This is a genomic window from Streptomyces sp. NPDC050759 (assembly GCF_044456945.1).
GTDB lineage: Bacteria > Actinomycetota > Actinomycetes > Streptomycetales > Streptomycetaceae > Streptomyces.
The window spans coordinates 193899-219912 of record NZ_JBITGI010000002.1; the positions used below are offsets into that span (position 1 = coordinate 193899).

25 protein-coding genes are annotated in these 26014 nt (G+C 70.2%); 11 read left to right on the forward strand and 14 right to left on the reverse strand.

The annotated features are described in order from the left end of the window. Positions 1–18: 18 nt before the first annotated feature. From ACIBJB_RS06665 to ACIBJB_RS06685, 5 genes are all read left to right on the forward strand, one after another. Entirely contained in the window at positions 19–1482 is a 1464-nt protein-coding gene (locus tag ACIBJB_RS06665; RefSeq protein ID WP_398927191.1) for an aldehyde dehydrogenase family protein, read from the forward strand. 9 nt (positions 1483–1491) lie between these two features. Further along, positions 1492–2271: a carboxymuconolactone decarboxylase family protein gene (locus ACIBJB_RS06670; protein WP_398927192.1), complete on the forward strand. Its 780-nt coding sequence runs from the start codon at positions 1492–1494 to the stop codon at positions 2269–2271. A gap of 12 nt (positions 2272–2283) precedes the next feature. Further along, on the forward strand, positions 2284–3402 hold the full coding sequence (locus ACIBJB_RS06675) for an XdhC family protein (protein WP_398927194.1): 1119 nt from the start codon (positions 2284–2286) through the stop codon (positions 3400–3402). A gap of 3 nt (positions 3403–3405) precedes the next feature. Continuing rightward, positions 3406–4884: a mycofactocin biosynthesis glycosyltransferase MftF gene (mftF, locus tag ACIBJB_RS06680; RefSeq protein ID WP_398927196.1), complete on the forward strand. Its 1479-nt coding sequence runs from the start codon at positions 3406–3408 to the stop codon at positions 4882–4884. A gap of 88 nt (positions 4885–4972) precedes the next feature. Beyond that, entirely contained in the window at positions 4973–5086 is a 114-nt protein-coding gene (locus ACIBJB_RS06685) for a DUF1963 domain-containing protein (RefSeq protein WP_398927198.1), read from the forward strand. Between the two features lie 138 nt (positions 5087–5224). Here ACIBJB_RS06685 and ACIBJB_RS06690 read toward each other — a convergent pair whose 3' ends face one another. The 7 genes from ACIBJB_RS06690 to ACIBJB_RS06720 all read right to left on the reverse strand — a co-directional run bounded on the left by ACIBJB_RS06690 (position 5225) and on the right by ACIBJB_RS06720 (position 11927). Further along, positions 5225–5461, reverse strand: a complete 237-nt coding sequence (locus tag ACIBJB_RS06690; protein WP_398927200.1) for a ferredoxin — start codon at positions 5459–5461, stop codon at positions 5225–5227. Positions 5462–5494: 33 nt separating this feature from the next. Continuing rightward, a complete protein-coding gene (locus ACIBJB_RS06695) occupies positions 5495–6697 on the reverse strand; it encodes a cytochrome P450 (protein WP_398927202.1) in 1203 nt (400 codons plus the stop codon). After that, complete coding sequence (locus ACIBJB_RS06700; RefSeq protein WP_398927204.1) at positions 6694–7530, reverse strand: mycofactocin-coupled SDR family oxidoreductase; 837 nt, start codon at positions 7528–7530, stop codon at positions 6694–6696. Before ACIBJB_RS06700 ends, ACIBJB_RS06695 begins: the two co-directional genes overlap by 4 nt. Positions 7531–7594: 64 nt before the next feature. After that, positions 7595–8212, reverse strand: a complete 618-nt coding sequence (locus ACIBJB_RS06705) for an SRPBCC family protein (protein ID WP_398927206.1) — start codon at positions 8210–8212, stop codon at positions 7595–7597. 16 nt (positions 8213–8228) lie between these two features. Then, positions 8229–8711, reverse strand: coding sequence for a (2Fe-2S)-binding protein (locus tag ACIBJB_RS06710; protein WP_398927208.1), 483 nt, complete (start codon positions 8709–8711; stop codon positions 8229–8231). Further along, entirely contained in the window at positions 8704–9582 is an 879-nt protein-coding gene (locus tag ACIBJB_RS06715; protein WP_398927210.1) for an FAD binding domain-containing protein, read from the reverse strand. The genes ACIBJB_RS06710 and ACIBJB_RS06715 overlap by 8 nt, the downstream gene beginning before the upstream one ends. Next, a complete protein-coding gene (locus ACIBJB_RS06720) occupies positions 9579–11927 on the reverse strand; it encodes a xanthine dehydrogenase family protein molybdopterin-binding subunit (protein ID WP_398927212.1) in 2349 nt (782 codons plus the stop codon). The genes ACIBJB_RS06715 and ACIBJB_RS06720 overlap by 4 nt, the downstream gene beginning before the upstream one ends. A 152-nt stretch (positions 11928–12079) precedes the next feature. On the opposite strand from ACIBJB_RS06720, the gene ACIBJB_RS06725 reads away from it, so the two are divergent. After that, positions 12080–12685 carry a TetR/AcrR family transcriptional regulator gene (locus ACIBJB_RS06725; RefSeq protein ID WP_398927214.1) on the forward strand — a complete coding sequence of 202 codons (606 nt, stop codon included), beginning with the start codon at positions 12080–12082 and terminating at the stop codon, positions 12683–12685. A 7-nt stretch (positions 12686–12692) separates the two neighbouring features. Here ACIBJB_RS06725 and uidA read toward each other — a convergent pair whose 3' ends face one another. Further along, the gene (gene uidA / locus ACIBJB_RS06730) at positions 12693–14492 is read right to left on the reverse strand and encodes a beta-glucuronidase (protein WP_398927216.1); all 1800 of its coding nucleotides are present in this window, start codon (positions 14490–14492) and stop codon (positions 12693–12695) included. A gap of 41 nt (positions 14493–14533) precedes the next feature. Between uidA and ACIBJB_RS06735 the strand changes: the two genes are divergently transcribed. Next, positions 14534–14917: a hypothetical protein gene (locus ACIBJB_RS06735; RefSeq protein WP_398927218.1), complete on the forward strand. Its 384-nt coding sequence runs from the start codon at positions 14534–14536 to the stop codon at positions 14915–14917. A gap of 20 nt (positions 14918–14937) precedes the next feature. Here ACIBJB_RS06735 and ACIBJB_RS06740 read toward each other — a convergent pair whose 3' ends face one another. The 5 genes from ACIBJB_RS06740 to ACIBJB_RS06760 form a co-directional block, all read right to left on the reverse strand. Then, complete coding sequence (locus ACIBJB_RS06740; RefSeq protein ID WP_398927220.1) at positions 14938–15786, reverse strand: ATP-binding cassette domain-containing protein; 849 nt, start codon at positions 15784–15786, stop codon at positions 14938–14940. Next, complete coding sequence (locus tag ACIBJB_RS06745) at positions 15783–17564, reverse strand: dipeptide/oligopeptide/nickel ABC transporter permease/ATP-binding protein (protein ID WP_398927222.1); 1782 nt, start codon at positions 17562–17564, stop codon at positions 15783–15785. Before ACIBJB_RS06745 ends, ACIBJB_RS06740 begins: the two co-directional genes overlap by 4 nt. Then, a complete protein-coding gene (locus ACIBJB_RS06750) occupies positions 17561–18505 on the reverse strand; it encodes an ABC transporter permease (protein ID WP_398927224.1) in 945 nt (314 codons plus the stop codon). The genes ACIBJB_RS06745 and ACIBJB_RS06750 overlap by 4 nt, the downstream gene beginning before the upstream one ends. Before the next feature lie 22 nt (positions 18506–18527). Further along, the gene (locus ACIBJB_RS06755) at positions 18528–20090 is read right to left on the reverse strand and encodes an ABC transporter substrate-binding protein (RefSeq protein WP_398927226.1); all 1563 of its coding nucleotides are present in this window, start codon (positions 20088–20090) and stop codon (positions 18528–18530) included. Positions 20091–20252: 162 nt separating this feature from the next. After that, positions 20253–21233 carry a sugar-binding domain-containing protein gene (locus ACIBJB_RS06760; RefSeq protein ID WP_398927228.1) on the reverse strand — a complete coding sequence of 327 codons (981 nt, stop codon included), beginning with the start codon at positions 21231–21233 and terminating at the stop codon, positions 20253–20255. A 407-nt stretch (positions 21234–21640) separates the two neighbouring features. Between ACIBJB_RS06760 and ACIBJB_RS06765 the strand changes: the two genes are divergently transcribed. Next, positions 21641–22276, forward strand: coding sequence for a TetR/AcrR family transcriptional regulator (locus ACIBJB_RS06765; protein ID WP_398927230.1), 636 nt, complete (start codon positions 21641–21643; stop codon positions 22274–22276). After that, positions 22273–22461 (forward strand): hypothetical protein, encoded by a 189-nt coding sequence (locus ACIBJB_RS06770; protein WP_398927232.1) that lies wholly within the window; start codon positions 22273–22275, stop codon positions 22459–22461. Before ACIBJB_RS06765 ends, ACIBJB_RS06770 begins: the two co-directional genes overlap by 4 nt. A gap of 15 nt (positions 22462–22476) precedes the next feature. Here the strand turns inward: ACIBJB_RS06770 and ACIBJB_RS06775 are convergent, their stop codons facing one another. Then, positions 22477–23082, reverse strand: coding sequence for a TetR/AcrR family transcriptional regulator (locus ACIBJB_RS06775; protein ID WP_398927234.1), 606 nt, complete (start codon positions 23080–23082; stop codon positions 22477–22479). Between the two features lie 252 nt (positions 23083–23334). On the opposite strand from ACIBJB_RS06775, the gene ACIBJB_RS06780 reads away from it, so the two are divergent. Both ACIBJB_RS06780 and ACIBJB_RS06785 read left to right on the forward strand, forming a co-directional pair. Continuing rightward, positions 23335–24537 carry a glycoside hydrolase family 1 protein gene (locus ACIBJB_RS06780; RefSeq protein WP_398927236.1) on the forward strand — a complete coding sequence of 401 codons (1203 nt, stop codon included), beginning with the start codon at positions 23335–23337 and terminating at the stop codon, positions 24535–24537. Positions 24538–24655: 118 nt separating this feature from the next. Continuing rightward, positions 24656–25975 carry an MFS transporter gene (locus ACIBJB_RS06785; protein WP_398927238.1) on the forward strand — a complete coding sequence of 440 codons (1320 nt, stop codon included), beginning with the start codon at positions 24656–24658 and terminating at the stop codon, positions 25973–25975. Positions 25976–26014: the final 39 nt, after the last annotated feature.

The following is a 26014-nucleotide window of genomic DNA, read 5'->3' on the forward strand; positions in this document are numbered from 1 at the left end:
GGAGGAGAGGGGCACACCGTGAGCGACGAACTCGGCGTCACCGGACCGCTGGTGAACGGCACCTGGCTCGAGAAGACATCCATCGGCACGATCGACCACGTCAATCCGGCGACGGCCCGCGTCAACGGCTCCGTGCTGGTGTGCGGCCCGCAGGAGGTCGACGCGGCCGTGGCTGCCGCGAAGGACGCGTATCCCCAGTGGCGGGCCATGTCCCCGGACAAGCGCCGCCGCATCCTGCAGCGCATCGAAGAGCTGATGCTCGCCCGCGTGGCCGAACTCGGCCGCCTCACCACGTTCGAACTCGGCGCGCCCATCGCCGTGTCGTCGGCGCTCGCGTATCTGTGCTCCGGCTGGTTCGGGTACTACGCCGGCTGGGCGGACAAGATCGAGGGCGCGACGATCCCACCGAGCCCGGTCATGGCCCCGGGCCTCGACTACACCGTCCCGGAGCCGTACGGCGTCGTGGGGATCATCCTCACCTGGAACGGCCCGATCATGTCGGTCGGGATGAAGATCGCGCCAGCGCTCGCCGCCGGGAACTGTGTGGTCGTCAAGTCGCCCGATCTCGCGCCGTTCACGGTGGCGAAGTTCGCGGAGATCGCGCTGGAGGCCGGGCTGCCGCCCGGCGTGCTGCACATCCTGCCCGGTGGTCCCGAGGCCGGTGAGCACCTCGTGCGTCATCCGGACGTCGGCATGATCTCCTTCACCGGCGGCATACCGACCGCCAAGAAGATCCTCGACTCCGCCCGTCACACCCTCAAGCCGGTGCTGCTCGAACTCGGCGGGAAGACGGCGAGTGTGGTCTTCCCCGACGCCGACATCGACGCGGCCGTCACGGAGACCGTCCGCTCCTGCTTCAACCTGTCCGGTCAGGGCTGCAACCTCACCACCCGGATGCTGGTCCACCGCGAGGTGTACGAGCGGGTCGTCGAGGCCGCCGGGATTGCCGCGAAGGCCCTGACCGTCGGGGATCCGTTCGCACCGACGACGGCGCTGGGTCCGGTGGTCGGTGCTCAGGCACGGGACAGGATCCTCGGTGCGATCGACAAGGCGGCGGCCGACAGCCGGCTCGTGGCGGGCGGTCACGCCGTCGACAAGGCGTCGCTCCCGCCGCAGGTGCAGGGCGGTTTCTTCGTCCAGCCGACCGTGCTCGCCGATGTGGACCCGGGCAGCGAGGTCGCCCGGCACGAGGTGTTCGGCCCGGTGTTGTCGATCATCCCGTTCGACACGGAGGAGCAGGCCGTCGAGCTGGCCAACTCCACCCCGTACGGCCTCGGCGCGGTCCTGTTCACCCACGACGTGGCGCGGGTGCAGCGCATCGTGCCGCAGCTGCAAGCGGGCACGGTGCATGTCAACGGGCCGTCAGGGCAGCCGCCGGGGGCTCCGTTCGGCGGGTACAAGCAGAGCGGTCACGGCCGTGAGGGCGGCAAGGAAGGGCTGTACGAGTTCCTGCAGACCAAGAACGTCTTCATACGCGCGTAGGGGGTTGTGATGGACGTATCGACGCAAGAGGGCCGCGGGGAGCAGACCGCCGCCGAGGTTCTGGGATCGGCTGAACTCCCTTCCGCGCAGACGCCGTTCGGCCGTGCGTCCCGCGACTTCCTGTACGGGCAGGTGTGGTCGCGGCCGGGTCTGAGCCGGCGGGACCGTCGCTTTGTCACCCTCACCTGTGTGGCGGCCGCCGACGCGCCGGAGCCGATCGAGGAGCAGGTGCACGCGGCGCTCGCGAGCGGGGACATCTCGCTCGACGAGATGCTCGAACTCGTCCTGCACTTCGCCGTGTACTGCGGCTGGCCCAAGGCCTCCCATCTGGAGGGCGCCATCGCACGCCAATGGGACCGCATCCACCGCGAACGCGGTGAACCCGCTCCTTCCTGGCCCGAGCTGGACAACCTCACGCTCGGACCCGGCGACATGGAGAAGCGCATCGCGCGCGGCGTGGAGGAGTTCATCGACGTGAACCTCACGCCCGCGCCGCCGGTCACCTCGCCCTACCGGCACGCCGGCATCCTGAACTTCGTGTTCGGCCATGTCTGGCAGCGCCCCGGTCTCACCCGCAGGGAGCGCCGGATCATCACGGTCGCCAGCGTCGCGCTCGACGACTCGCCCGTTCCCCTGCGCACACATGTCGCGGCGGCCCTGCACTCCGGCGACATCACCAAGGAGGAGATGGACGAGATCGTCCTGCAGTTCGCGGCCTACTACGGCTTCGCGAAAGGCGATGCGCTCGCGGACTCGGTGGAGGCGGCGTGGGCTGGGCGGCCCGCGTGACGCGTCACGGCCATGCGTGAGATCGCCGCGCGGCTCAGGGCCTGGGACCGGGCGGGCACCCGCTTCGCCCTGGCGACCGTCGTCTCGGTGAGCGGCAGCGCGCCCCGCGCACCGGGCGCCACCATGGCGGTGTCCGAGACCGGGGAGGTGCTCGGGAGCGTGTCCGGCGGGTGCGTCGAGGGCACCGTCCACGAGCTGTGCCAGGAGGTGCTCTCGACGGGCGCGGCCATGCGGGAGAGCTTTGGTTACTCGGCCGACACGGCGTTCGGGGTGGGCCTGAGCTGCGGCGGCACGATCGAGGTGTGCGTGCGGCCGCAGCCGCCGTCCGCCGTGCTCGATGCCGTGGCCGACTGGACACCCGTCGCCGTGGCACAACTCCTCGACGGCAGCGGCGCGATCCTGGCCGTCGGCCCCGAGCAGGTCCGCGGATCCACGGGGGCGGCGGAGGTGGACGCCCTGATCGCCACCGAGGCACGCGCCATGCTGGACGTCGCGGCGAGCGGCATCCGCGCGGTGCGCTGCCGCTTGGGTACCAAGGTGTTCATCGCCTCGCACGCACCGCGTCCACGGCTCCTCGTGTTCGGTGCGACGGACCACGCCGGGGCGGTCGCGTCGTTGGGCGCTTTCCTCGGATACGAGGTCACGGTCTGCGACGCCCGCTCGGTGTTCGCCACGCCGGCACGCTTCCCGGACGCCGATGAGGTGGTGGTCGACTGGCCGGACCGTTTCCTCGCCCGCACACCGGTCGATGGCCGCACGGTCGTCGTGGTCCTCACCCACGACGCCAAGTTCGACGTGCCGCTGCTCGAAGTGGCGCTGCGGCTGCCGGTCGCGTACGTGGGGGCGATGGGATCCCGGCGCACGCATCACGAGCGGCTCGACCGGCTGCGCGAGGTGGGCCTCACCGAGCGGGAACTCGCCCGGCTGCGTTCGCCGATCGGCCTGGACCTGGGGGCACGTACGCCCGAGGAGACCGCGGTGGCCATCGGGGCGGAGATCGTCGCGGTGCGGCGGGGCGGTGGCGGGCTGCCACTCCGGGACACGGACGGGCCCTTGCACGACGATCCGTACACGCCCTGGGGGACGCGCCAGTCCGCTGGATCCAAGCGCGTTGGAAATCAAGGGAGTTGAAGGATGGCGTCCTCCACTGCGTCGAACAGTCGACCGCTGTCCCCGCCCGGTCTGCCGATCGCACTCGACCGCGCCGCGTCCTTCTACGGCGGCGGCCGGGTGGTGACCGGCGGCTCACCCTGGGGCGTCGCGCGCATCAAGGCGGCCGCGCTGCCCCAGCTCGCGGCCCTCCGGCGGGCGGGCCGGCACGGCCTGACACCGGACACGACGGTGGGGCGCGCCCTGGCCCGGCAGCTGCTCGACCGCGGCCTCGCCCACCCCGTGCCCCCGACGCGCGGCGGACCCCATCCGGTCACCGTGGTCGTCCCCGCATACGGACGCACAGCCGAACTGGCCCGCTGCCTGGACGCGTTGCGCGGTCTGGAGGTGATCGTCGTCGACGACTGCTCACCGGATCCCGCCGCCGTGCGGGCGATCGCCGAGGCCCACGGGGCCCGTCTGGTCAGGCACGCGGTCAACCGAGGGCCCGCGGCGGCGCGCACCACCGGCGCCGCACTCACGACCACACCACTCGTCGCGTTCGTCGACTCGGACTGCCGCCCCGAGAAGGGCTGGCTCGACCTGCTCGTCCCGGCCTTCGACGATCCTCAGGTCGCGGCCGTCGCACCGCGGATCCTGCCGGATGTTCCGTATCCCCCGAAGGGCCTGCTCGCCCGCTACGAGGCCGCGCGATCCGCACTCGACCTGGGCCGTGAGCAGGCCGTGGTGCGCCCCGGCGCGCGGGTCGGCTTCGTGCCCACGGCCACGCTGGTCGTGCGCACGGACGTCCTGTCCAAGGTCACGTTCGACGAGGAGTTGCGGCTCGGCGAGGACGTCGACTTCGTCTGGCGGCTGCACGACCACGGGTTGCAGGTGCGCTACCAGCCGCGGGCCCGCGTCCTGCACACGCCCCGGCTCGCGTGGCGAGAGGCGCTCAAACGCCGTCACGAGTACGGGACTTCGGCGGCCGCACTGGCCGAACGCCACCCCGGTCGGGTCGCCCCGGCCCGCCCGTCCGCGTGGAATCTGCTGACGCTCGGCTTCCTTACCCATGGCCGCCCGGGCGCCGCGGCGCTCAGCACGCTCACGTCCGCGGCGCTCCTTCGTCGCCATCTGTCGGGCACCCCCGCCGCGACGGAACTTTGCGCATCCGTGGTGGCGCAGGGCCTGCTCGCCGACTCCATGGCGCTCGGACTCGCCCTGCGCCGCGAGTGGTGGCCCCTGGGACTGCTGTGCCTGGGCGCGGCGCCCAGCAGCCGCACCGCCCGGGCGGCCACGGCGGCCATGCTCGCCCCCGTCCTGGCGGAGTGGGTGGCGCGCCGGCCGCCCCTGGACCCCGTGCGCTGGACGGCCCTGCGCTGCCTGGACGACCTGGCGTACGGCACGGGCGTGACGGCCTCGGCCTGGCGCCATCGCGCCCTCGCGCCGCTCCTGCCGAAGGTGGGCCTGCCCTTTGTGCGCCGGTCCGCCGCGAGTCGCGCCAAAGATTCCCGAGCCGTGTAGACCCGCCTCCCGCATGGGGCCAAGGGCACCACTGGGCAGGCAACGGCCTGACTCGACGGATGCCGCGGTACGAGATCACGAGTGAGGCATGCGGCAGCATGCACGCGTGGGCGACGTGGGTTCGCTCTACTGGCTGATCCGCCCCGATGGCCTCGCCGCCCACCGCTTCGGCCATGTCCGGCTGACCATGCAGTGCAGGTGATCCGGCCCTGAGCAGGTCGCTCACCTCGTGTGCCGCTTCTCGTCTGCGCCCATTCCTCGGCGGCGACGATGGTCCGCCAGGGGCTTGATCGCACCAGGGCGGCACGAAGCATCACGCCTCGCAGCCGCCCCGGTCCCCTCAGTCATCAGGTGGAAAGACCGCCTTCCCGGACTCCGCGTCCGCGATCGAAATCGCCTCGATGGGGCAGGACTCGGCGACCTCCAGGACCTCCTCCGAGGCCGGCAGGACCTCCGCGGTGGCGCGGCCCTGCCCGGTCGTCTCGTCGAGCTGGAACTCCTGTGGCGCGGAGGCCGCGCACAGCCCCGTACGGACGCACATGCGCGGGTCGACCGTGACTCTCCAGTGCTCGGTCATGAGCGGGCTCCCTTCCTCAACTCCGCATCCCCCTCAGGGCTTCTGGATGACGAGCGGCAGTGTCTTCCAGCCCCGTACGGTCGAGGTCTGGGCGAGCTCCGCGCCCGCCCAGTCGACCTCCCAGGCGGGGAAGCGCCGCAGGATCTCCTCGGCCGCCACCTTTCCCTCCAGGCGGGCGAGTGCGGCGCCCAGGCAGTAGTGCGCGCCGACGCCGAACGACATGTGCTGCGACACCCGGTGGATGTCGAAGACATCCGGGTCGGGGAAGCGGTCCGGGTCGCGGTTGGCGGCCGCCTGGATGAAGAGGATGGCGCTGCCGGCCGGCACGGTGGAGCCGTGCAGCTCCACGTCCCGGGTCACATAGCGGGCCGTGAACGGTCCTGTCGGCTCGAAGCGCAGGATCTCCTCGATGGCGTTGGGGATGAGGGCGGGCTCGGCCACCAACTCCCGGCGGGCCTCGGGATAGCGGGCCATCAGCGCGCCGAACCAGCCGATCAGCCGGCCGGTCGTCTCATTGCCCGCGCCTGCGACCACGGTGCAGTACGTGAGGACTTCCTCGTCGGTGAGGGTGCGCCGGGTGCCGTTCTCGTCCTCGAACTCGGCGGTCATCAGCTCGGTCATGAGGTCGTCGGACGGGTGCTTCTTGCGCCAGTCGATGTAATCCTGGAATCCCTCGGCGTTGAGGATCTCGCCGGAGTCGATGCGACCGCCGTCCCCGGTCTCCAAGGTGGCGTCGGTACGGTCCCGATAGCGCACCTGGTCGGCCTCGGGGATGCCGAGGAGCATCCCGATCACACGCATCGGCATCTCGGCGCCGACGGCCGCCACGAGGTCGAAGCGGTCGGCTCCGGTGACCGGTTCGAGGACGCGCTCGCAGTACGCCCTGATCTTCGGTTCGAGTTGGGCGATACGGCGTGGAGTGAAGACGCGGGCGAGCAGGCGCCGGTGGATGTCGTGGACGGGCGGGTCCTCGAAGATCAGGGTGCCCGGCGGCAGTTCGATGTCCGCCTGGATGATCTCCAGGATGTCGCCGCGCGCCGAGGAATACGTCTGCCAGTCGGCGAGACCGCGCTGGCAGTCGGCGTAGCGGCTGACCGCGTAGAAGTCGTGCCGCTCGTTGTGGTAGAGCGGGGCCTCTTCGCGCAGGCGCGCGTAGACGGGATACGGGTCGCGGGCCAGGGCCGCGTCGAAGGGGTCCCAGTAGACGGGCTCGGTGGTGGTGTCGGAGACGGTCATTTCAGCATCGCTCCCGCGTCGATGACGGTGGTGGTCCCGGTGACGAAGCGCCCGTCGTCGGAGGCGAGGTAGAGCACGGCGGCGCTGATGTCGCGCGGCTCGACCCAGGGGGTGGGCAGCAGGTGCATGCTCTGCGAGACGGCGGCGAAGTCGTCGACCGTGGGGTTCTCCAGGTCCGGACGGAACATCCGGTACGTGTCCTCGTGCATGACCATCGGCGTGTTGACCTGGGAGGGGTGGATGGAGTTGACCCGGATGCCGTGCTCGCCGAGCTCCCAGGCAAGGGTGCGCATCAGGCCCACGACGCCGTGCTTGGCGGCGATGTAGTGACCGATGTTGGCGTGCCCGCGCAGACCGCCGACGGAGCTGGTCAGGATGATCGAGCCGCCGCGTCCGCCGGCGACGATGTGCGGGATGGAGACCTTGGCGGTCAGCCAGACGCCGGTCAGGTTGACGTCGATCATGTCGCGCCAGGTCTTCTCGTCCATGACGTCCAGGCGGGCGCCGTCGCTGCCGAGGCCCGCGTTGGCACAGACGATGTCGAGCCTGCCGAACTGGGCGACGCCCTCGTCGACGGCGGCCTTGAGCGCGTCGTGGTCGCGTACGTCCGCCTGCACGGCGTGGATGCGCCGCCCCAGCTTCTGCACCTGGTTGACCGTCTCGTCGAGATCCTCGGGCGTCGACATGGGGAACCTGACGCCGTCGAGCTGCTTGCAGACGTCGATCGCGATGATGTCGGCGCCTTCTTCGGCGAGACGGATCGCATGGCTGCGGCCCTGTCCTCGCGCCGCGCCGGTGATGAAGGCGACCTTTCCTTCTACGCGTCCGGGCATGGGGAACCTCGTTTCTGGGTGGACGTGCTCGGGTGAAGGAGGTGCGGGTGGTGTGCCTGTGGCGTTACGCGGCGCGGCGGCGCCGGGCGCGCAGGCGGCCGAGCGTGAGGATCAGCAGGGCCGCGGCCACAAGCGGCGCCATCCGCTTGAGAGCCGTGGCGCCGGTGGCCTCGATCAGGTCCAGTGGTGCGGCGGAGGGCGCCGGCGTGGGTGAATGCGCGGCCGGTTCGGGTGAGTTGGCCGCGATTTCGGCGGCGAGGTTTTCGGCGAACCGTTCCATGAGGGCGCCGGACACCTCGGCGAGGGTGCCACGGCCGAACTGGGCGGGCTTTCCGGTGATGCTGAGGTCGGTCTCCACGTGCACGGCGGTACGGCCGTTACCGGCGTCGCTGAGGCGGCAGGTGACGAGGGCCTTCGCGGTGCCGTTGCCGCGCGCCTCGCGACCGCGTGCCTCCAGCACCACGACCTTCGCCTGCTCGTCGCGCTCGAGGAAGGTGACCGTGCCGCTGTAGGTGAGCGCGATGGGGCCCAGCTTCACTTTGATCCGGCCGCGGTGTTCGTCGTCGTCGCTCGCGGTGAGCGTCGCACCGGGCACACAGGGCGCGACGCGCTGGACGTCGAGCAGGACCTGCCAGGCGTCGTCGACGGCGACGGGGATGCTGAGGGTGTTCTCCAGCTTCACAGCGCCTCCTTCCCCGTCACGCCGTGTCCTGTGCCGCGGCCCGGACGGCGTTGACGATCCCCTGGTAGCCGGTGCAGCGGCACAGGTTCCCGGTGAGCGCCTCGCGGATCTCCTCGTCGGTGGGTTTGGGATTCTCGGCCAGGAACGCGGTCACCGAGACGACGAATCCGGGGGTGCAGAAACCGCACTGCAACCCGTGATGCTCCCTGAACGCAGCCTGCACCTTGGACAGTTCACCGTCCGGCCCGGCAAGACCCTCGACGGTGGTCACCTCGCCGCCGTCGGCCTGCACGGCGAACACCAGGCAGGCGCGGACGGGTTCGCCGTCGAGCAGCACGGTGCACGCGCCGCAGACGCCGTGCTCGCAGCCGAGGTGGGTTCCGGTCAGGGAGCAGGTGACGCGCAGGAAGTCGGCGAGGGTGAGCCGGGGCGCCACGGCCGCCCGGCGGCCGGCGCCGTTGACCCGTATGTCGATGTCGATGGTCTCGGCGTCAGTCATGGAGTGCCTCCTGTACGGCGCCGTGCCAGGCGCGGGCGACCATCGCGGCGCCCACGCGGATGCGGTAAGGGGCCGATCCGTGCAGATCGGAGGGGACGGAGTCGAGGTCTTGGGTCGCGAGCCGGCCGATGTCCTCGGCGTCCGTCTCCAGCGGGTCCGTGCCGAGCAGGGCGGTCTCGGCCGCTGTGGCCCGCCGCGCGGTCGGGCCGAGCCCGAACAGGCCGATGGCGCACCGGTCGAGACGGCCCGCAGGGTCCACGCGGAGGGCGACCGTGGCACCGGCAATGGCGAAGTCCCCGCTCCTGCGGGCGAACTCCTCGACGGCGAACCCGCAGCGCCCGTTCCACACCGGGAACCTGACACCGGTGAGCAGCTCGTCCTCGGCGAGGGCCGTGGTCCAGACACCGTTGAGGAAGTTCGCTGCCGGGATGGTGCGCCGGCCACGCGGCGACAGCGATTCCAGCTCGGCGTCCAGGGTCAGGGCCACCGCCGGATACTCGGCCGCGGCATCGGCGTGCGCCAGCGAGCCGCCGACGGTGCCCCGGCTGCGAATCTGGAAGTGACCGATCAACGGGGTGGCACGGGCGAGGAGCGGAACCGCGGCGCGCACCTCCTCCGACCGCTGCACGGCGGCCTGAGTGGTGGCCGCCCCGACCCACACGGTGTCGTCGTCCCGGCGCTCGATCCCGCGCAGTTCGTCGAGGCGGCGCAGGTCGACGAGGTGGCCGAAGGACGCCAGGCGCAGGGCCAGCATGGGGACGAGGCTCTGCCCTCCCGCGATGACCTTCGCCTCGTCCCCCCACTCCCCCAGCAGACCGACGACCTCGCCGGGAGTCTCGGGGGCGTGGTACCTGAAGGGCGCCGGCTTCATGAGCGTGCCCCCTGCGCCTGCCCCTGCCGCTGCTTCTCGATGAGTCCCACGATCGAGGCGGGGGTCAGCGGCAGTCGCTCGATCCGTACCCCGAGCGGGGCGAGCGCGTCGGCGACCGCGTTGACGACGGCGGGCGCGGAGCCGATCGCGCCGCCCTCGCCGACTCCCTTGTAGCCCCCGGGCCCGGGGCTCGGCGTCTCGACATGGCCCACTTCGATGACCGGCACCTCGGTGGCCGTGGGCAGCAGATAGTCCATGAACGTGGTCGACACGGGGTTGCCGTCCGGGTCGTAGGCGAGCTCCTCGTAGAGCGCGCCGCCGATGCCCTGAACGGTGCCGCCGTGGATCTGGCCCTCCACCACACTGGGGTTGATCATCGGGCCGCAGTCCTCGCTGACGATGTACCGCAGGAGTTTCACCTCTCCGGTGACCACGTCGACTTCGCAGGTGCAGACGTGGGTGGCGTTGGCCCAGATCATCAGGTGCGGGGTGTGGTAGCGCCCGCTCGCTTCGAGCCCGGCGGGCACTCCGGGCGGCAGGGCGTGCACCTGGTAGTACGCGATGTCGGCTATCTCCGCGAGGGACAGTGACCCGTCCGCGCCCTTGGCTGCCGCCTGCCCTCGCGCGAACTCGACGTCCGCCGGCGGCACGTGCAGCCGGTGCGCCGCGATGGCCCGGATGCGCTCCCGCAGCACCTTGGCCGTCTCCTCGATGGCCCCCGCCGTCATGGGCCCCGAGCGGCTGCCGCCGGTGCCGGCTCCGTACGGTGTGATGGCCGTGTCGCCCTGCACGGTGCTGACGTCCTCGATGGCGACGCCGAGCGCGTCGGCGGTGAGCTGGACGACCGTGGTCTCCAGGCTGTTGCCGCAGGACCCGCCGGCGACGTAGACATTGACCTTGCCGGAGGGTTCGACGCGGATCGTCGCCCCCTCGGTGGCGTGGAACGGCGTGGCGCCGGCGGTCGGTTCGACGTATGTGCACGTTCCGACGCCGAGGTAGCGGCCCTGCTGCCGGACCTGTTCCTGCTCCTTGCGGAAGGCCTCGTAGTCGAGCATCTGCAGGGCCTGCTCGAAGGTCTCGCGCGGGGAGATGTGGTCGTACGGCATCCCGTTGAAGTTCGCCGTGGGCAGCTCGTCGCGGGTGAGCATGTTCCGGCGGCGTAACTCCACGGGGTCGAAGCCGAGTTGGCGGGCCGCGGTGTCCAGGAGAGTTTCGCGGGCCATGGACTCGTACTGCCAGGGACCGCGGTAGGCGACGCGGCCGCTGGTGTTGGAGTAGACGAAGCGCGACGAGAACGTGCCTTCCGGGATGCGGTAGGGGCCGGGGAAGAGCATCCCGACCGCGATGCCGCTCTGCACGGGGGACGGCGTCGGGTACGCACCGGCGTCCTGGACGTGGTCGAGCGTCGCGGCCAGGATGCGGCCGTCCTCGTCGAGGGCGATGCGCGCCTCGCCGTGTTCGTGGCGCGCCTGGCCTGCCGCGAGGAGGTGCTCCTGGCGATCCTCGATCCACTTGAGTGCGGCGGGCAGCTTGCGGGCCGCGAGCATCACGCACATGTCCTCGCGCTGCGGCAGGACCTTCTGCCCGAAGCCGCCGCCGGTGTCCCGCATCACGACCCGCACCCGGTGCTCGGCGATGCCGAGCAGCCGCGCGCAGAAGGACCGGACCTCGTGCGGGGACTGGGTGGAGGCCCAGATGCTCATCTCCCTGCCGGCCGGGGCCCACTCGGCGACGATCCCGCGGGTCTCCATCGGGACCGGGCCGTGCGACTGCTGGTACAGGGTCTGGCCGACGACGTGCGGCGCGCTCGCGAAGACGGGATCGAGGTCGGCCATCGGGCGTCCGCCGAGCTGACCGACGAGGTTGCCGGGATGCTCCGCGTGCACGGACTCCGGAGAGTCGAGGGCTGTCGCGTAGTCGACGACCGGCACGAGCGGGTCGTAGTCGACGATCACCGACTCCGCGGCGTCCTCCGCGAGGTAGCGGTCGCCGGCCACGATCATCGCGACCGGGTCGCCGACGAAGCGCACCTCGCCCTCGGCGAGCGGAGGACGCGGGGTGTCCGGGTCGTCGCGTCCGTTGAGCGTGTACCACTGCTCGTGGACGCCGGGGTTGAGGTCGGCGGCGACGAACACGGCGTGCACGCCGGGGAGTTCGCGGGCCTCGGAGGCGTCGATGCCGAGGATGCGAGCGCGCGCCATCGGGCTGCGCACGAAGCACACATGGAGCATGCCGGGGCGTACGACGTCATCGACGTAGGTGCCCGTGCCGGTCAGGAGTCGCGCGTCCTCGACGCGCGGGGTGCGGGTGCCGGCGTATGCGGCGGCGCGCCCGGTTGGTGCCATCGGTCCGTTCCTCCGTTCACATGCGGAACTCAGGAGCTGAACTCAGGGGCCGAACTCATGTGCCGTACTCACGTGCTGAACGAGTGTTCAACTTAGGTGCTGAACGACTGTTTAACACCCGCCGTTCGAGGGCGTCAAGCACAATGACGGGCATGACTGCCACGCCTCGCCGGATGGGTGCCGAAAACTCCAAGACGCGTCTGCTGCTGCTCGACACCGCACAGCGCCTGATGCTGGAGGAGGGGTACGCGGCCGTCGGCGTACGGCGCGTTGCACGCGAGGCCGAGGTGGCGCCTGCCCTGGTCCTCTACTACTTCCGCACGCTCGACGACCTGTTCCTCGCCATGCTGCGGCGGCGCGCGGACAAGGAACTGGAGCGCGCCGAGCGGCTGCTGAGCGGACCGCAGCCGCTGCGGGCGCTGTGGCGGCTCAGCAGCCATCCGGGCAACGCCCTGACCACGGAGTTCGCGGCCCTCGCCAACCACCGCAAGGCGATCCGCGCCGAGCTGGCCGCGATCTCGGAGCGCTATCGCGAAGTCCAGCTCGAAGCCCTCACGCGCGGCCTCGAACAGGCGGGCACCCGGCTGCCGGCCGGGATGTCCCCGGCCGTGCTGCTCGTGCTCACCAATGCCGTCGGCCGCAACCTGATGATGGAGCGGGCCCTGGGTATGACGACCGGGCACGAAGAGGCCCTCGCCTTCGTGGAGCAGGTGCTCCACGACTACGAGGGCGACCCCGCGCGGGCCGCCGAGCGGTGAGGCTCCGTCAGCTCTCCGCACCCGAGGGCTTCCGGCCGCCGAGCCCCCGCCAGCGTCGCCGCAGTTCGTGCGCGGCCGCCTTGGGCTTGCGGTCGCGGGTGAAGACGCCCTTGCGGTTGCCGTCGACGCGGTGGATGCCGTGGGAGGTCTGGAAGTCGGCGAAGTTCCACACGTGTTCGCCCACCACCGCCTCGATCCGGTCGAACGCCCGGTGGCTCGCCGCCAGATAGGCCGCCTGGTACTCCTCCGTCCACGGCTGGTCCCACACCGAGTGCAGACCGGGCATGGTGTCCGCGCCGTACTCGCTGAGGATGAGCGGCTTGCCGAACTTCTCGGCCCAGCCGCGCAGATCGCCCTCCATGTACCGCTCGGCCGCCGCGAGGTCGCCCGTCGCGACGTACCAGCCGTAGTAGCGGTTGATGCACAGCACGTCGAAGAGGTCGGCGATCCTGTCGTTCTCCGAGGTCGCGAACATCACGGCGGCGTAGGTGACCGGGCGCGTGGCGTCGAGCTTGCGCGTCAGCTCCACGAGCGGCTCGAAGTACTCACGGGCTCCTTCCTCGTTGGAGGCCGGCTCGTTGGCGATGGACCACATCACGACGCTGGGGTGGTTCTTGTCCCGGGCGACCAGCTCGCGGATCGCCTGCGCGTGGGCGGCGCGGGTGTCGTCGTTGAAGGTGTCGGGCGAGAAGGTCGGCCGCGGCGGGGCGCCGAGCAGTCCGGCTTCCACCATCAGGTTGAGGCCGACGGCCGCCGTCTCGTCGATGACGACGATGCCGTGCCGGTCGGCGAAGTCCATCACCTCTTCCGCGTACGGGTAGTGCGCGGTCCGGAAGGAGTTGGCGCCGGTCCACTCCATGAGCTGGAAGTCGTGCACGAGGTAGGCGTCGTCGTGCCCCTTGCCCCGCACGGCGGTGTCCTCGTGCTTGCCGAAACCGGCGAAGTAGAACGGCTCGCCGTTGATCAGGAACTGGGGGCCGCGGACCTCCACGGTGCGTACACCGAACGACTGGGTGTAGGTATCGAGGACCCCTCCCGAACCGTCGACCACCTCGGCGACCAGGTCATAGAGGTACGCCGCACCGGGGCGCCAGGGCGTCACGTTCTCCAGCCTGACGCTGCCGCTCGCCCCTTCGGACGCGGCGACCTCCGCGCCCGTCGCGTCCAGGATCCGCACGCGCACGGTGGCGGGCGCGCTGGTCTCCACCTCGTACTCCACCGTGCCGGTCCTGTCGTCGATGCCGGTCACGACGGTGATGTCCGCGATGTGCACGGGCGGCAGGCTGTGCAGCCACACGGAGCGGGCGAGACCCGCGTAGTTGTAGAAGTCGTGCAGGTAGGTCTGCTTGCGGCGGCCGTCCTGAGTGACGGTGATGCTGCCCGGCGGAATCGTCGTGTGGGTGAGTTCGTTGCTGACGCCGACGGTGAGCCGGAACTCGCCCCCGGCGCTGACGTGTTCGGTGATGTCGGCCTCGAACGGCGTGTAACCGCCGACGTGTTCGGCGACCAGGACGTCATCGACGTACACCCTGCCCTCGTGCGTGGCGGCGTCGAGGCGCAGCATCACGCGCTCGCCCGACCAGCCGCGCGGGACGCGGACATGACGCTGGTACCAGACCCAGCCGACATGGTCGCGGATGGCGCTGTCGGTGAACTGGTCGTTGTAGCTGGCGGGTACGGCCGCTTCGAGCGGGGTGTCGAGCGGTCCGGTCCAGGGCTGGTCGCCGACGGCGGCAGACGTGGCGAACCGCCACAGGCCGTCGAGGTTGACCTGCTCACGGGTGGCGGTGGGGCGGGGCTTCAGCATGGGATCTCTTTCTTTGCGTAGTTGACAGGAATAGGGGCCTGTTGCCGGGCGTACTCGAGCTGCGCGACCGGCGCTGCACCTCGTTCCTCGAATCCGCCGAAGCACTCGACGCGGCGGCGCGTCCGCTGCAGGCGCTGCGCGGCATGCGCGCCGTACTCGCGGACAACGAACTGCAGCCCGGGCTCGTCGAGCTGCACTGCGTCCTGTCGGCCGAGGCGGCGCAGCCCGGCCAGCCGGTGCACGCCTTCTACGCCGAGCGCTACCGCGGGCTCCACCGGTTCTACGCGACGGTCTTCCGCGCGCCGGCCGAGCGCCACGAGCTCTCCTCGTCCTTGCAGCAGTGGCTCTTCGACCGGGAGGCGGTGGAGGTGGAGCGCACGATCCGCACCTTCCTGATGTCGGTGGTCCCGGCGCCGGCGAAGTGAGCCGGTCGGGCGGTCGCGAGTCACGCCACCTCCGCCCCACCCGCGGCCGCAAGACGTTGGCGTTCCACACGGCGCCGGCGCTGTGCGACCGGATCGGCAACGGGCGCGGCGAGCAACAACTGCCGCGTGTACGGGTGTTCCGGCGCCGACGTGACCCGACCGGCCGAACCGGTCTCGACGATCTCGCCTCTGCGGATCACGCTCACGCGGTGACTGACATGCCGGATGACGGCCAGGTCGTGCGAGATGAAGAGATAGGCGACCGACGTACGGCGCTGAATGTCCACGAGCAGGTCGAGGACGCGGGCCTGAGTGGACAGGTCGAGTGCGGAGACCGGCTCGTCGCAGACGATGAGCCGCGGCGCGGGCGCCAGCGCACGGGCGATCGCGACGCGCTGGCGCTGTCCCCCGCTGAACTCGCGCGGCAGCCGCTCGGCGGCGTCCTTGGGCAACCCCACCTGGTCGAGCAGGCCAGCGACCTGGGCCCGCGCCTCACGTGCGGTCACGCCCTGCACCACCAGCGGTTCGCTGAGGATGTCGCCGACGGTGAGGGACGGGTTGAGCGAGCTGTACGGGTCCTGGAAGACGACCTGCAGGTCGCGGGCCAGCGCACGGCGCTCCTTGCCCGTGGCGTGGGTGATGTCCTTGCCCTGGAAGTGCACCGTGCCACCGCTCGGCGCGGCGAGGCCGAGCACGGCGCGGCCGATGGTCGTCTTGCCGGAACCGGACTCGCCGACGAGTCCGACGGTCTCGCCCTCCCCCACGCTCAACGACACACCATGCAGGACCTCGTGCGGCCGGGCGCGGAAGCCCCGTCCGGGGAAGGCGACACGCAACTCGCTTATGTCCAGCAGGTGTTGCGCAGTCATCGCAACTCCGTTCCGAGTGCATCCACGGTGGCGGCAGGATCCGCGCGGAGTGTGTCCTCGTCGAGAATGGAATCGAGGAGCATCCGGGTGTACGGATGCCGGGGCTCGCGGAACAGGTCCTCCGTGTCGCCGGTCTCGACGACGGTGCCGTTCTGCATCACGGCCACCCGGTCGCAGATGTCGGCGACCACACCGAAGTTGTGGGTGACCAGGAGCACCGCCATGTTCAGTTCCTTCTGCAGATCGCGCAGCAGGTCGAGGATCTCCGCCTGCACGGTCACATCGAGCGCGGTGGTGGGTTCGTCGGCGATCAGGAGCAGGGGCCGGCTCGCGACGGCGCCTGCGATCAGGACGCGTTGCGCCATGCCGCCGGATATCTGGTGCGGATACGAGCGGAAGGTGCGCGCGGGGTCGGGGATGCCGACCTTGCGCAGCAGGGCGAGCACCGTGTCCCGGGCTTCCTTGCGCGACATGGGTGACTCCGCGGCGGCGCGTACTCCCTCGACGAGCTGGGCGCCGACGGTGCAGGACGGGTCGAGGTTGGACATGGGTTCCTGCGGTACGTAGGCGATGGAGGTGCCGCGTACGGCGCGCAGTTCGGACTCGCGCAGGCCGAGCAGTTCACGGCCGTCGAGCCGTATCGAGCCCCGCGTCACGACCGCTTCCGCGGGCAGGACGCCGAGGACGGCGAAGGCGGTCTGGGTCTTGCCGGAGCCCGATTCGCCGACCAGGCCGACGGTCTCGCCCGCCTCCACGGCGAGGGTCACGCCGCTGACGACCTCCTTCAGGTCTCCGGAGGGCGTCGGGTAGGCGAGGGCGAGGTCCTCGACGGTGAGCAGGCCCGTGACCGTATGCCCTGCCGTGCCGGCGTCGGGGCGCCGCTCGGGTGCGGTGATCTTCACCGGCTTGGGGCGGCCGCCCTCCAGCGCGTCGCGCAGCGAGTTGCCGAGCAGGACGAGCGCGGCGGTGATCATGCCCAGCGACAGGCTGGGCCACAGGAACTGCAGGGGCTCCTGGTAGAGATTGCCGAACCCTTCGGAGATCATCGCGCCGAAGCTGGGCACCGTGCTCTCGCCGACGCCGAGGAACGCCAGGCCCGACTGCACGGCGATGGACGATCCGGCGAGGAACGCGGTGGCGATGACGACCGGTCCGCGGACCACCGTGAACACATGGCGGCGCAGGATGCGCCGGTCGGGCAGGCCGGAGACGCGGGCGGCGTCCACGTACAGCTCGTTCTTGACGCCGACGACGAGGTTGCGCACCAGGCGGTAGATCCCGGGTGAGAGCAGCACGCCGAAGACGACCATCGTGGCCCGGAAGTCGCCCTTGGTCACCGGCATGAGCACGATCAGCAGGAGCAGTCCGGGGAACGTCATGATCAGGCTGAACACCCACTCGGTGACGCCCCGCACCCGTCGCCCGAAGTACCCGCCGACGAGTCCGAAGGTGACGCCGATGGCGAGGGCGATGCTCGCACCGATCAGGGCGGAGACCACGCTGGTGTTGATGGAGTGCAGGAGCCGCGTGAAGATGTCGCGACCGCTCTTGTCGCCGCCGAGCAGATAGCCGTGTTCACCCACGCCGGCGTTGACCGCGTCGAGGTCAACCGCGTTGGCACCGTGATCGGTGAGAAGCGGGGTGAGCAGACCGAGCAGGACGACGACGAGCAGCAGGCTCGCGCTGATGACGGCCTGTGGATCCTTGAGGAGTGTGCGCAGGGCCGATCGGCGGTGCGCGGTGGGGGCCGTGGCCGCTTGAGAGGAGTCCGTAGTCAACTGACCATCCTTGCCTTCGGGTTGAGCCAGCCGTTGACCAGGTCGACGACGAGGTTGACGCACACCACGAGCAGCACACCGAAGAGGCTGATGCCCATGATGATCGGGACGTCGCCCTGCAAGGAGGCGTTGAACGCGTACTGGCCGAAGCCCGGCAGCGCGAAGACCTGCTCGATGATCAGCGCGCCGCCCAGCATCTGGATGAACTCCAGGGACAGCACGGTCAGCGCGGGACCCGCCGCGTTGCGCAGCGCGTGCCGCAGCACGATCGATCGGGTCGCAATGCCGCGGGTGCGCAGGGTGCGTATGTAGTCCTTGCGCAGTTCACCGATCATCGCGCCGCGGATCTGCGCGGTCAGGCTCGCGATGCCGCCCATCATCAGGGCGGCGACCGGGATGGCGATGCTGCTCGCCCAGCGTCCGGGGTCCTCGGAGAAGGGGGTGTAGCCGGTGGCCGGGAAGACGTGCAGCTTGATGGCGAGTACGTAGACGAGGGCGATGGCGATCAGCAGATTCGGGATGAGATAGCCGGCCATCGAGGCGCCTTGGGCGATCCGGTCGACGGCGCCGCCGCGCGAGGCGGCGAGCACCCCGAGCACCACGCTGATCACGCAGGTGATGAGGAGCGCGACGACGACGATGGACAGGGTGACGCCGAGTCGTGCGGTGATGGCCGAGCGTACGGGTTCGCTGGTGAAGTAGGAGAGCCCGAAGTCTCCGGTGACGGCGTGGCCGAGCCAGTCGGCGTACTGGGTGAACAGGGGCCGGTCGAGGCCCATGTGGGACTTCTGGGCGGCGATGGCCTCCGGTGTGGCGCCGGTACCGACGAGGCTGGTCGCCACGTCGTCGAAGGAGAGGCTCAGAAGCAGGAACGTGATCATGGTCACCAGAACCGCGAGCACCAGGCCCGAGGTCAGGCGACGCACTACGTAGAGGATCATCTCGGCGGCTCGTTTCGGTGGACTAGTCGGCGACGCCGAACTGCCGGACGGTGGAGAACGTCGAGGAGCCGTCGCCGAGGTAGGCGATGCCCTTCTTGGTGGCCCAGTCGCTGCCGATGTAGAAGAGGGGCGCCTGCCAGGCATTCTCGACCCCGAACTTGTTGATCTCCTTGTAGATGCCGGTGGCCTTGGCCGGGTCGAGCTCCTTGTCCGCCTGCTGCAGGAGCTTGGTCAGCTCCGGGTCGGTGGAGCCGAACACGTTGCGGAAGCCGGTCGGGCCGTAGAAGTTGCGGGTCTCGATGGGAGTGGTGTTGAGCCCGTCCACGACCAGGAACATCGGGTACTTCCGCGACAGCAGGGCCGAGACGCTCTGCTGGGCCGGGACCGGCTCCCACTTCACCTTGATGCCGATGTCACCGAGCGCCTGGGTGATCGCCGGCTCGTTCTGCTTCGTGTAGAAGAGGCTGGGCATCGTGACCGAGAAGCCGTTCGGGTAACCGGCCTCGGCGAGCAGCTCCTTCGCTCCGGACGGATCGTAGGCGTACGCCTTCTCGAGCGCGGGGTCGTAGGCCTGGCCCTGAGGGTTGTACAGCTGCCGGGTCGCCTTGCCGGAGCCCTGGAGCAGCTGCTTGACCATCTTCTCCCGGTCGAAGGCCATATTGATGGCCTTACGGACCCGTACGTCACCGAGCGCCTTCAGCTTGCTGCCGCCGCGGTCGGCCAGGACCAGGGTGGCGCCCGCGGTCGCCTGCACGTGCTTGACATCGAAGCCCGCCGCCTTGATGGTGTCGACCTGCGAGACGTCGACCGTGCCCACGTTCGTCTCGCCGGCCTTGAGGGCGTTCGCCACCGCGGTCGGATCGGCGATGACCCGGATCTTCACCGTCTTGAACGGGTAGAACTTCTTGTTCCAGTAGTCGTCGCGCCTGGTGAGCACGTAGACGGAGCCGTTGACCGTCGCCTTCTTGTCGAGGGTGTACGGGCCGGACCCCACGGGATTCAGGGCGGCGGCCTTGGTGGTCATGGTCTTCGGGTCGCCGATCACTCCGGCCTGCGAGGTCAGCGACCACAGCAGGGAGCCGTCGGGCTGCCGCAGCTTGAGCACCACCGTGGAGGCGTCGGGGGCCTCGACCGAGGAGACCGCCGCGAGGGCCGCCTGCCCCTGGCCCGGGGTCTTGCGGATGTGCTCCATGGTGGCCTTCACCGCGGCGGAGTCGACCGCGGCGCCCGAACTGAACTTCATGCCCGTACGCAGCTTGAGGGTGAGCGTCCGCGCGTCCTTGGAGTACTCCCAGCTCTGCGCCGCGCCGGGCTGCAGCTCTCCCTTGTTGTCCTGGATCAGGAGCGTGTCGAAGACCGAGTCCCAGACGTAGGTCTGCTGCCCCTCGACGAGCTGTGCGGGGTCGAACGAGTTCGGCGTGCCGAATATCGACAGCGCGAGCGTCTGGCCGGCGGCGGAGGACGACGACGCGTCGGTGGGCCGGCTGTCGCACGCCGTCGCCGCCAAGAGCGCCGAGGAGACGGCGAGCGCTGCGATGATCCGCGTTCGTGAACGCGGCCGGAGGTACTGAGAGGGAATGCGCATGGTGGGATTCCTTCGTCCGGGAATCGGAAAACGGGGACTTGATCAGTTCGTCGGTGACCTCACGTGCAGCCCCGAACGAGGCGGCACGTGAAGGTGGTTCAGACTTGCGGCGGGAGTACCTGACGGATGATCAGGAGAGGCGGGCTCGCTCCCCGTCAGTCGTCACGCGCCCAGGACGCGCGCGTCCGGTGGGATGGCCACAGCGCCGTCGCGACCCAAGAGGCCGTAGCGGGACCGGGCCGCCGGGTTGACGGCGTTGACCTCCCCCAGATGGAAAGTCGCCGTGCCGGGCCGGAGGGTCGGATGGGAGTGGCGGGTCACCATCTCCGCCGCGTCGCGCACCTGCGGCTCCAGCGGTGCGCCGGACGCCTTCAGGCTCACCAGGCCCGAGAAGTCGAAGTCCGCCGGCAGGAGCGGCTCGGGCCGTACGGTGCGGGCGTAGGCGGACCGGCTCACGTTCGCCGTCGCGAGGCGTGGGTTCACCGGCGTCGTGCGGGTCCGCCCCAGTACCTGGATCCTGACGCTCCAGCCCGAGTCCGGCAGATGGTCGAGCCCTGCGGTGAGCACCTCCACGTCGAGATCGCCGTTCACGCCCCGCGGGTCGTAGTCGGCGAACACCCTGACGTCGGCCGGCCGCGTGTCCACCACCGTGTACACGAAAACCGGGCGGCTCCGTCCCGAGTGCCACCAGTGATCCTGATCCTCCAGGTAGCTCGCCTCCGACCACTTGTCCACGGAAAGCCGAAGCGTGTTCACCCCCTCGATCACCGGGTCCGAGATGTCGAACTCGGCGGCCAGGTGGGAGTCCGTACTGATGCCCAGATCATGATCGTTGACCGTGACGCGAAGCAGACCCGCGGCCGCCCCCACGTCCAGGACGGCCCGTCGCCCGGCACGCGGCGAGAGCTCGACCACCCGCTGGTGGACTCCTACCGGGTTCACCCGAGGCACGTGCGGCGGCCCTTCGGAGAACGGCATCGGCATGTTGGTGTGGTGCGGCCGGTCGTCGGCCTCACGCATGGTCCACAGCTCCGGCACCTGGACCACCTTCCAGGTGCCATGTGGCAGCAGCCGGAACTGCCACTCGCCCGTCAGATCGACTTCCGGATCACGGCGCAGTCCGTGCATGGGCATCCTGGCCATCGCTGCCCCTCTCCGCAGCCGGCTCTGCCGTGCCGCGCTGCTGGTTGGCGGCGCCGCGAGTCCTCGCCTCGGAACGTGCGGGTCCCGGGCACTGAGACGGCGGTACGCCGAAGTCATGGATCTTCAGGGGGAACGGGGGTCTTGGCGGCGGGCCGCGTCAGGCCGCCCCGCACGGTTCACCGAAACCGCGACCGAGCCAACTCTTACCAATCGGTTGGTTTTCACTGGGAACGTAAGGCGCGGTGACCAGCACAGGAAGTGCGCGGTTCAGCTTCGTAATCAGACCGTGACCTGACTGAAGGTCAGAAATGAGGGCCTCTTGCCTTCCTGACTCCCACTGGAGACACTCCGATCAGCCGCCCAATGCCGACCACGTGGTAACCACCGGGCGGGAAAGGACATGCACTGTGACCGAGGCCAAATCCCGTGGGCCGTACGCCAAGACGGCGGCCCGGCGGGCCGAGATCATCCGGGCGGCGCGCGACAGTTTCGCGGAGCACGGCTACAGCCGGGCCTCCCTGCGCGATATCGCCGAACGGGCCGGCATCACCCACGCCGGACTCCTGCACCACTTCCGCAACAAGGACGAGCTGCTCGCCGAGGTGCTTGCCGACCGGGACTCCGAGGAGTGGCAGCACGGCCTGGCGCAGGTCAGCGAGATGGACCAGCTGGCGCCGTATCTCGGCGATCTGCTGCGGCAGCACCAGAAGTCGCCGGAGCTGATGCGGCTGTGGATCGAACTGGCCGCGGCCGCCTCACGCCCTGACCATCCGGCGCACGACTACTTCGCCGAACGCTACGACCGGGTGCGCACCCGACTCGGGGCGGGCATGCGGGAGCGGGCAGAGCTCGGCAAACTGCACGAAGGCCTGACGCCCGAGCACACGACGGTGCTCCTGCAGGCCGTGCTCAACGGCCTCCAACTCCAGTGGCTGCTCGACCAGAACCTCGACATCATCGGACCGCTCGGGTCGTTTCTGCGCCTGGCGTTCGGAAGTGACCCGGCATCCAGCACTGACCCGACAGGAGACACCGACACGTGAACCCGGCCGTCACCGGCACCTTGTCCGTACAGCTCTACAGCGTCCACGGAGACGCGGCAGCACTGCGCGCGGGCCGGTACCTGCGCCGGCACATCACGGAAATCGACGACACGGAGGGCGACCGGTTCGAGCTGCTCGCCACCCATCGCCGGACCCTCCTCGACGGCGGTCTCACCGCAGCCTGAAAACCCCCTGGCGGGTTACTGGCCCTCCCCAGGGCCGATCACCGTCTGCATGAAGATCTCCAGCAGCCGCAGCATGTCGCGAGACGGATCGAGCAGCGCCTGCATCCGCAGACCGTCCATCATCGCGAGCACCATGACGACCTTGTCGTCCGCGGTCAGGTCCGGGCTGTCGTGCGCGGTGTTCAGCGGGCCGCTGCGGAACCGCGTCCGCATCCGCTCGCGGCGCCCCGCGAAGAACTCGTGCGCGGGGTGGGCCGGGTTGGTCGCCGCGATCGCCAGGGCAAGCCAGTTGCGCTGATACTCCGGGTCCTCGAACTCGTCGGCGAGCACCGCACCCAGTACGGCCGATCCCGCGGTGCCCGCCGCGAGGATCCGCGCCGCTTGTGCCTCCTCGTCCGCCTCCCGCTGCGCGAGCGCGGCCAGGAGCAGTTCCTCCTTGCCGGAGAAGTGACGCAGGAGCGCCGCGTGCGTCACCCCGGCCCGCGCCGCGATGTCCCGCAGCGAGGCGCGCTCATAGCCGTGTTCGGCGAAACCCGCGAGCGCCGCGCGCGCGATCTGCGAGCGCCGCGCGGGCGTCGTCGCGTACGGACCGCGACGACGGGTGCTCGGGGTCGAACTCATGCTGTCTCCTGCGTCTTGGAGGTGACTCGCGGTCGGGGTCTTGCCATCCGCAGACCCGGGAGTTTAATCTCCACGAAATGTAGCCACGATGGTGACATTCTAGTGAAGCACCCGCTTGCGCAGCAGCCCGCGAATGGCCCGCGACGGCTCCTCCCACGCGCTCCGCCGCAGCTCGACCCCTACGCCTCCTGCGCCGATCTCCTCGCGCACCCTCTCTCTGCCCATGGCACCCGAGCACCCGAAGGACCCGATATGCCCGACGAGACCCGCTTCCTCTGGGGAGCCGCCACAGCCCCGCACCAGATCGAGGGCAACAACATCAACAGCGACTGGTGGACGCGCGAAGGCCAGGTGCCGGGCCTTGAGCGCAGCGGCGACGCCTGCGACAGCTATCACCGGTACGAGGAGGACATGCGCCTGCTCGCCGACGCCGGCCTCAACGCATACCGCTTCGGTGTGGAGTGGGCGCGGATCGAGCCGGTCCCGGGTGAGTTCTCACGGGCCGAGCTCGCGCACTACCGCCGGATGATCGACACCGCGCTGGGGCTCGGCCTCGCGCCGGTGATCACCCTGCATCACTTCACCAACCCGCGCTGGTTCGCCGAGGAGGGCGGCTGGCTCGGCGACCGCGCGGTCGACCGCTTCACCGCCTACGTCGAGCGCGTGACCGAGATCCTCGGCGACGTCCCGTACGTCGCGACCATGAACGAGCCCAACATGCTCGCGATGATGATGACCATGGAGCAGCAGATGCTCCGGCGGCAACAGCAGCAGTCCGACGTGTGGCAGAGCCCTACCGTCGACAACGACTTCCGCCCGCAGCTGCCGGCCCCGGACACGTCCATCGGCGAGGCCCTGGTCAAGGCGCACCACGCGGTCCGCGACATCGTGCGCACCCACACCGACGCGGCCGTGGGCTGGACGGTGGCCAACCGGGCCTTCGCCGCCCGCCCGGGCGCGCAGGAGAAGCTCGCCGAGTTGCAGTACGTCTGGGAGGACCTGTACCTGGAGGCCTCGCGCGGCGACGACTTCGTCGGCGTCCAGTCGTACTCGAGCCAGTGGGTCGGCAAGGACGGCATCGAGCCGCATCCGCAGCTGCCCGACAACACCCAGGTCGGTACGGCGTACCGGCCCGACGCGCTCGGCATGGCGGTGCGGCACACCTGGGACGTCACGGGTGGCATCCCGATCGTGGTGACCGAGAACGGCATCGCCACCGACGACGACACCCGCCGCATCGCCTACACACAGGAGGCCCTGCGGCATCTGTTCGCGGCGGTGGACGACGGCATCGACGTGCGCGGCTACACGCACTGGACCGCCCTGGACAACTTCGAGTGGGGGCACTGGGGTCCGACGTTCGGCCTGATCGCCGTGGACCGGGAGACCTTCGAGCGCCGCCCGAAGCCGAGCCTCGCCTGGCTCGGTGACGTGGCCCGACGCGGCCGTCCCTGAGCACCGCCGGCCGCCCGTACGGGCGCGGGGCGAACACCTCACCCTCGCCCGTCCTTCCCTCGCTCCCCTCACACACTCTGAGCTGCTGCCGCACTGACATACGGACGACGGAGTCACCGTGCCCGAAGGATCCCTGTCCGCCGAGGCGGACGCAGCGCCGAGACCACAGCCGCCCGCCGCCCCGGCCCATGAGCGTTCCGGGCCGCCGCTGAAGCGGGTGAGCAGGGGTTATCTCTTCTGGATGATGGCCGCCAACTTCGGCGTGGGCATGGCCTACATCCTCCCGCTCTCGTACACCCTCACCTTGCGGATCGACGACCTCGCCCCCGGCCGGGAAGAGGTCCTCGGCTACATCACCGGCATCGCCCAGGCCGTCTTCCTCGTCGCCAGCCCGCTCATCGGCGTCTGGAGCGACCGCACCCGCAGCCGGGTCGGACGCCGGCGTCCCTTCCTGGTCGGCGGCGGTGTTCTCGGCTTCCTTGCCCTGGCCGGTATCGCCGTGGCGCCGAACCTTCTCCTGATCGGGGTCGGCTGGGTGCTCGCGATGCTGGGGTGGGCGACGGCCACCCAGGCGATCCTCACCGTCCAGGCCGACCGCATCCCCGAGGAACAGCGCGGCAAGGTCTCGGGCCTGACGGGCCTCACCAGTCAGATCGGCCCGGTCGTCGGCATCGGCATCGCCTCGGCGCTCAGCAACACCTTCCTGATCTTCGTCCTGCCCGGACTGCTCGGCGTCGTCTGCGCGGTGGCGTTCGCCGTACGCGGCTCGGAGCCGGACTCGCGCCCCATGGGACCGGCCGCGCCGGTGGCCATGAAGGAGATCCTGGGGAGCTTCGTCTTCAACCCGCGCAAGTACCCCGACTTCGCCTGGAACTGGCTCGGCCGGTTTGTCTTCTTCATGGGGCTGTACTTCAACACGACGTTCGCCACCTTCTTCTACGCCCAGCGGCTCGACCTCCCGGTCAAGGAGGTGGCCGGGGCTGTCGCGGTCGTCGGTCTGGTCGGCATGGCGGCGGCGATGGCGGGCGCGATCGGCGGCGGGTTCCTGTCGGACAAGCTCGGGCGCAGAAGGCTGTTCGCGCTCGTCGGGGCACTGCTGTTCATCGCCGGAGCCGTCGTGGAGGCGTCCGGGTACTCACTGCCCACCCTCATGGTCGGCTCGGTCCTGATGCAGCTCGCCATCGCGCTGTTCAGCTCGGTGGACCAGGCGATCGTCATGGCAGTGCTGCCGGATCGGGCCGAGGCAGGACGGTATATCGCGGTGGTGGCGTTCTCACAGAAGATCCCGAGCGCGCTCGCCCCACTGATCGCTCCGCTGATCATCAGCGTCGGCGCCGCGGACGGCGTCAAGAACTACACCGCGCTGTATCTGACAGGCGCCGCGTTCGCCCTGATCGGCGGCTTGCTGATCTTCACCCGGGTGCGATCCGTCCGCTGAGTCCGGCGTTGTCGGCAGCACCTCCCCCCTTCTTGCACC

Coding starts and splice junctions, on each gene's coding strand:
- ACIBJB_RS06725 (WP_398927214.1), top strand. CDS start 12,080: ATGACTGCCACGCCTCGCCGGATGGGTGCCGAAAACTCCAAGACGCGT.
- mftF (WP_398927196.1), top strand. CDS start 3,406: ATGGCGTCCTCCACTGCGTCGAACAGTCGACCGCTGTCCCCGCCCGGT.
- ACIBJB_RS06715 (WP_398927210.1), bottom strand. CDS start 9,582: ATGAAGCCGGCGCCCTTCAGGTACCACGCCCCCGAGACTCCCGGCGAG.
- ACIBJB_RS06755 (WP_398927226.1), bottom strand. CDS start 20,090: ATGCGCATTCCCTCTCAGTACCTCCGGCCGCGTTCACGAACGCGGATC.
- ACIBJB_RS06750 (WP_398927224.1), bottom strand. CDS start 18,505: ATGATCCTCTACGTAGTGCGTCGCCTGACCTCGGGCCTGGTGCTCGCG.
- ACIBJB_RS06700 (WP_398927204.1), bottom strand. CDS start 7,530: ATGCCCGGACGCGTAGAAGGAAAGGTCGCCTTCATCACCGGCGCGGCG.
- ACIBJB_RS06720 (WP_398927212.1), bottom strand. CDS start 11,927: ATGGCACCAACCGGGCGCGCCGCCGCATACGCCGGCACCCGCACCCCG.
- ACIBJB_RS06695 (WP_398927202.1), bottom strand. CDS start 6,697: ATGACCGTCTCCGACACCACCACCGAGCCCGTCTACTGGGACCCCTTC.
- ACIBJB_RS06760 (WP_398927228.1), bottom strand. CDS start 21,233: ATGGCCAGGATGCCCATGCACGGACTGCGCCGTGATCCGGAAGTCGAT.
- ACIBJB_RS06670 (WP_398927192.1), top strand. CDS start 1,492: ATGGACGTATCGACGCAAGAGGGCCGCGGGGAGCAGACCGCCGCCGAG.
- ACIBJB_RS06675 (WP_398927194.1), top strand. CDS start 2,284: ATGCGTGAGATCGCCGCGCGGCTCAGGGCCTGGGACCGGGCGGGCACC.
- ACIBJB_RS06690 (WP_398927200.1), bottom strand. CDS start 5,461: ATGACCGAGCACTGGAGAGTCACGGTCGACCCGCGCATGTGCGTCCGT.
- ACIBJB_RS06740 (WP_398927220.1), bottom strand. CDS start 15,786: ATGACTGCGCAACACCTGCTGGACATAAGCGAGTTGCGTGTCGCCTTC.
- ACIBJB_RS06710 (WP_398927208.1), bottom strand. CDS start 8,711: ATGACTGACGCCGAGACCATCGACATCGACATACGGGTCAACGGCGCC.
- ACIBJB_RS06775 (WP_398927234.1), bottom strand. CDS start 23,082: ATGAGTTCGACCCCGAGCACCCGTCGTCGCGGTCCGTACGCGACGACG.
- ACIBJB_RS06780 (WP_398927236.1), top strand. CDS start 23,335: ATGCCCGACGAGACCCGCTTCCTCTGGGGAGCCGCCACAGCCCCGCAC.
- uidA (WP_398927216.1), bottom strand. CDS start 14,492: ATGCTGAAGCCCCGCCCCACCGCCACCCGTGAGCAGGTCAACCTCGAC.
- ACIBJB_RS06685 (WP_398927198.1), top strand. CDS start 4,973: ATGCGGCAGCATGCACGCGTGGGCGACGTGGGTTCGCTCTACTGGCTG.